Source organism: Desulfovibrio sp. 1214_IL3152 (assembly GCF_036763055.1).
Lineage (GTDB): Bacteria > Desulfobacterota > Desulfovibrionia > Desulfovibrionales > Desulfovibrionaceae > Desulfovibrio.
In genome coordinates this window covers 1-4,656 of sequence record NZ_JBAIYW010000296.1, presented here as the reverse complement: position 1 = coordinate 4,656, position 4,656 = coordinate 1, and the positions used below count along the sequence as shown (strand labels likewise).

4 protein-coding genes and 1 pseudogene are annotated in these 4,656 nt (G+C 54.8%); all 5 read left to right on the top strand.

Going from position 1 to position 4,656, the window contains the following annotated elements; genetic code table 11:
* Window positions 1-184 precede the first annotated feature (184 nt).
* A complete protein-coding gene (locus tag V6C07_RS06400) occupies window positions 185-445 on the top strand; it encodes a hypothetical protein (protein WP_333535520.1) in 261 nt (86 codons plus the stop codon).
* Window positions 446-1,713: 1,268 nt separating this feature from the next.
* On the top strand, window positions 1,714-2,877 hold the full coding sequence (gene hflK, locus V6C07_RS06395) for an FtsH protease activity modulator HflK (protein WP_333535519.1): 1,164 nt from the start codon (window positions 1,714-1,716) through the stop codon (window positions 2,875-2,877).
* Window positions 2,877-3,725 (top strand): protease modulator HflC, encoded by an 849-nt coding sequence (gene hflC / locus V6C07_RS06390; protein WP_333535518.1) that lies wholly within the window; start codon window positions 2,877-2,879, stop codon window positions 3,723-3,725. Before hflK ends, hflC begins: the two co-directional genes overlap by 1 nt.
* A gap of 35 nt (window positions 3,726-3,760) precedes the next feature.
* Window positions 3,761-4,453 (top strand): LexA family transcriptional regulator, encoded by a 693-nt coding sequence (locus V6C07_RS06385; RefSeq protein WP_333535517.1) that lies wholly within the window; start codon window positions 3,761-3,763, stop codon window positions 4,451-4,453.
* Window positions 4,454-4,455: 2 nt separating this feature from the next.
* Window positions 4,456-4,656 (top strand): annotated as a pseudogene (locus V6C07_RS06380) (lytic murein transglycosylase); the annotation flags it as partial.

The following is a 4,656-nucleotide window of genomic DNA, read 5'->3' as shown; positions in this document are numbered from 1 at the left end:
GGGCAGCTGTTGGCCGCGCTCCTTCTTTCAAGTGCTGGTCAAAGGTCTGACAGGGGGGCCGGAAACCGGGCGGGCCGCTGACCGGCGGCTCTGAAACCATGCCGTGCGGGTGGAAACGGCACATATCTTGCTCTGTTTCATGACAAGCACACTGCGGCGGCAAAAGCTGCCGCAAGGAGAAGTCATGAACAAGACAGCCGGCGCTACCGGTATTCCTTATATTATGCTGAGTACAGCCCTGGCGGGCAGCGCACTGCTTTTCGGTCTTTTGCTCTGGCAGGGCGGGCATGATTCCAGCCGTCGGGATTCTCTGGCCTATACTCCGGGTTTTGCCGTTCAGGCCGATGTGGTGGAGGTGGTCAGGGTGGTTCCCCTGGCCGGGGCCAAACTGCGCAGCCCCAGCGTTGATGTCGACTCCGGGGCCGTGGTTCAACTGGCTTACTAGGCACTGTTGTCAAGTCGTCTTTGACGGTAAGCCATCATGAATAAAAGCCTTTTTGGGGCAGCCATGTGCCGTCATGCGGCGTGTTCTTGTGTTGACGTTTTTTTTGTTGCTGACCCTGCCGAATATTGGTAAATTAATTCCCTAGCGCTTTACTTGTGAAACGCTTCAGATGGTCGCGCCACTCCCTCCTGTGGTAATTTCAACACTGCCGTGGCCCAAGTTCCTTCTGCTGGCTGCCACACAACTGGGCCTGTCTGATCCACCTCCCGACCGCACCCCTGATCGCGCCTGCCCTGATGCGCTCCGGCGAGCCGGGCTTGCCACTGTTGCAGCTGCGCCGCTCCAAAAACACTCGACGAACGTGTTTTTCATGCCTCTTTCAAGGGGTGTAACTGTTCTGGCGGGGCTGGCCTTGTAATCATACATATTAATAATATTTATTATCGTTAATAATTATTTGTGCGTGTTCTTGCGAAAAATTATTTATCGAGTACAGTTTTACGGAAAATCTGAAAATGCATCCGGAATATTCAGACATCTTCTTGAAAAACAGCCGTGCGGCAGCACGAATGTGTCATGCCTGACTGTGTAGAGCGGCTTCCCCTCGAGATTGTCCCGACGCCTGCCGGCAGACGCGGCTGCCGAACTGACGCAGCTTGAACCATTGCCCTGAGGTTTGCATGAAGACAATCTTGCCAGATGTTTGCATAGCCAATAACCGTGCTGAGCCCTGTACGCCTGTGAGTATTGAGCCACAAGCGTTAAATGATCTGACAGGCAAGCCGTAACGGATTACTTTTTGAAAAAACGTGCAGTCTGTAACCGGTTTTTGTTTTTTCATGATGTACCATGCGTGATATCGTGCTTGTATTGTTCATAAAAATAGGGATATGAGCTTTTTTGCGCAAGTGCGCATGAAAGTAAAAAAAAAGTTGCAAAGCCTAGCAGTCTCTGGAATACTCTAAAATGTATTCCGTTGACACCTGTATTTGCGCTTCATGCTTCATGATATGAAGTAGTTAGGGGAGAGGCGGGCAAAAGTAGACGATTAACAGACAGGGCTGCCGGTGAAGTGCCGGGCAGGCTTGACGGTGGATATGTTGTATCTTGTTTAGTATGCACTTGCTTACCATGAAAGCATGGCGTTCTTGACCACACCGCATTCATGCCCTATTTTTATCTCTTCACACATATTAAAATCGCAGACATTTTTCAGTCATGATCTGCTGAAATTATGCCGCGAATCAAAAAAAAGGTAAACCTCCGTCATGAATTGGGATTGGGACAAGCTACAGGAAAAAAGGCAACGGCAGCAGGGGGCCAATCCTCCCCCCAAGCCGCCCCGCAACACTGACCTTGACAATGATGAAGGGCAGGACCGGCAGCCCCCGAGGGCCAGACGTTCTCCCTTTAACGGCCGGGGCAGAGGGGACGAAAATCCCCTGAAAAAACTGTCGCAAATGAACCTTCCCAACGGAAAGGCATTTTTATTGATTGGCCTGGCTGTGGTGGGTTTATGGCTTTTGTCAGGTATCTATATAATCAATCCTGACGAACAGGGTGTGGTGCTGCGCTTCGGCAAATATAACCGCACCGAAGGTCCCGGTCCTCATTACGCATGGCCCGCCCCCATAGAAAGCGTGTACAAGCCGCAGGTGACTCAGGTGCTGCGCAGCGAGGTGGGTTTCCGCTCGGTGGGGCAGAGCACCACCTTCCAGCAGGGACAGGTGCGCACCGTGTCTGAAGAGGCGTCCATGCTCACCGGCGATGAAAATATCGTCAATGTGCAGTTCAGCGTGCAATATAAGATTGGCGATCCCGTCCAGTATCTGTTTAACGTAAGCGCGCCCACGGCGCTTGTGCGCAACGCCGCCGAGGCCGCCATGCGCGAGGTCATCGGCAACAGCCAGATCGATTCGGCCATCACTGACGGCAAGCTGAAAATCCAGAGCGAGGCCACGCAGCTTTTGCAGACCATTCTGGATCGCTATGGGGCCGGCATACAGGTGCTGGCCGTGCAACTGCAGGACGTGCACCCCCCGCAGGATGTCATTGACGCCTTCAAGGATGTGGCCAGCGCCAGAGAGGACAAGAGCCGCATCATCAATGAGGCTGAAGCCTACCGCAACGAACTGCTGCCCAAAGCCAGGGGCCAGGCGGCGGCCATGCTCAACGAGGCAGCGTCTTATCACGCCATCCGCGTACGCAATGCCGAAGGCGAAACTTCCCGTTTTGACGCCCTGAGCGCAGAACATCGCAAGGCCCCCAAAGTCACCGAGCAGCGCCTTTACTACGAAACTATGGAAGACATTCTTTCCGGTGCTGACGAAAAAGTGCTTATGGATGGCCCGGCGGCTTCCCGTGCCTTGCCCTACCTGAATCTGCCCGGCCTGGGCGCCCCTGTCGCCCCCAAGGCGTTGGAGAAAAAATAATGCGTACTAATCCTCTGCCAGCTGTCATCGTGCTGCTGCTGATTGTTGTGGTGGGCAGCCAGTGCTTTTTTACTGTGCATCAGACACAGACGGCACTGGTACTTCAGTTGGGCGACCCTCTGGACAGGGTGTACGGCCCCGGTTTGCACTTCAAGCTGCCTTTTATTCAGAACGTGGTGTATTTCGATTCGCGGGTACTGGATTACGAAGCCCGCTCGCGTGAAGCCTTTACGGTGGACAAGAAAGCCATTGTGCTTGACAACTACGCCCGCTGGAAAATTATTGATCCCCTGCAATTTTACCGCACCATGCGCACCATTCCGGGCGCGCAGGCGCGGCTTGACGACGTTGTTTACTCCCAGCTGCGGGCGCTGGTGGGCGCGTACACCCTCACCGAGGTTGTTTCCTCCCACCGTGCGGCCATAATGAAGGAAGTGACAAACAAGGTTTCAGCCTTAATGCATAGTTACGGTGTTGAAGTGCTGGACGTGCGCATCAAGCGCACCGACCTGCCGCCGGAAAACCAGCGTGCCATCTTCGGCCGCATGCGGGCCGAGCGTGAACGCCAGGCCAAGCAGTACCGCTCCGAAGGTGAGGAAGAATCCACACGCATCCGCTCCGACGCTGACCGCCAACGTGCAGTTATATTGGCTGAAGCCGCGCGTGAGGCGCAGATAAAACGCGGTGAAGGCGACGCCAGTGCCGCATCCATCTACGCCCAATCCTATAATAAGGCGCCTCAGTTCTATGCGTATCAACGCTGGCTGGAGGCCATGCGCAAGTCTCTCAAGGAGAACAGCAAGATGGTGCTGGCCAACGAAGCGCCACTTCTTAATCCTCAACATTGATGATGCGGCCTGTCCGCATTATGGAGTTCAAGAACATGCCTGCCTTTGCAGAAATATACGAACGCATCAAACTGGCGACAAACAGCCGCACCCAGGTGGAATTGGCCGAGGTGCTGGATATACGTCAGTCAAGCATCTCTGATGCCAAGCGCCGCAATTCGGTTCCCGGCGACTGGTTTATGAAACTGTTTGAAAAGTTCGGGCTTAATCCGGACTGGCTCAAGCAGGGCATCGGTCCCATGTACCTGCGCACCGAGCAGGGCTATATGCCGCAGGACGCTCCTGCGGCTCTTGCGGAAAACGCCGCCCACTACGGCGATACTCTTGCACGGGGATCCGTTGTCTCTGTTTATCACATGAACTGCGATTATGACGACGAGCAGCCGCGACCGTCACTTGATATGGCGGGAAAAATTTCCCTGCCGCATTCTTTTATGAAAGACGGTCTTGCTGTTCTGCGCATGCGCGGAGCAAACATGATCCCCACTATCATGTCCGATGCCCACCTTGGTGTGGACACTATGGACAGGGACGTGATTTCCGGCCGTGTCTATGCGCTTTTTGCGCCCAATGAAGGCGTGATTCTTCGCCGTCTGTTCCTGAACGGCGCGCAGGACGGGTACGTGCTGCGTTCTGATTCCGCGAACTTCCCCGAAACGACGCTCACACCCGATCTGCTGACCAAGCGCCTGCTGGGACGGGTAGTGTGGGTATTTCAGGATTTATAAGCATGACCGTAAAACTGACCGGAAAAGTTTATTTCGCCACGTTCAGAGCGGTCAGTCTGGTATGCTGCCTGGCTTGTTGTATGCTCGTGGTCGCCTGCGGCGGCGCGCATACCCAGCCTGTTTCGGAATCTGAAAGTGCCGGGCCGGCCCAAGAGGCCGGCCCGGCCAAGGTTGCCGGCCACGCTTTGCCCGCTACGGGTGAA

Bases quoted from the DNA above. Each gene is read 5' to 3' on its own strand.
- V6C07_RS06400 (WP_333535520.1), top strand. From the start codon at position 185: ATGAACAAGACAGCCGGCGCTACCGGTATTCCTTATATTATGCTGAGT.
- hflK (WP_333535519.1), top strand. From the start codon at position 1,714: ATGAATTGGGATTGGGACAAGCTACAGGAAAAAAGGCAACGGCAGCAG.
- hflC (WP_333535518.1), top strand. From the start codon at position 2,877: ATGCGTACTAATCCTCTGCCAGCTGTCATCGTGCTGCTGCTGATTGTT.
- V6C07_RS06385 (WP_333535517.1), top strand. From the start codon at position 3,761: ATGCCTGCCTTTGCAGAAATATACGAACGCATCAAACTGGCGACAAAC.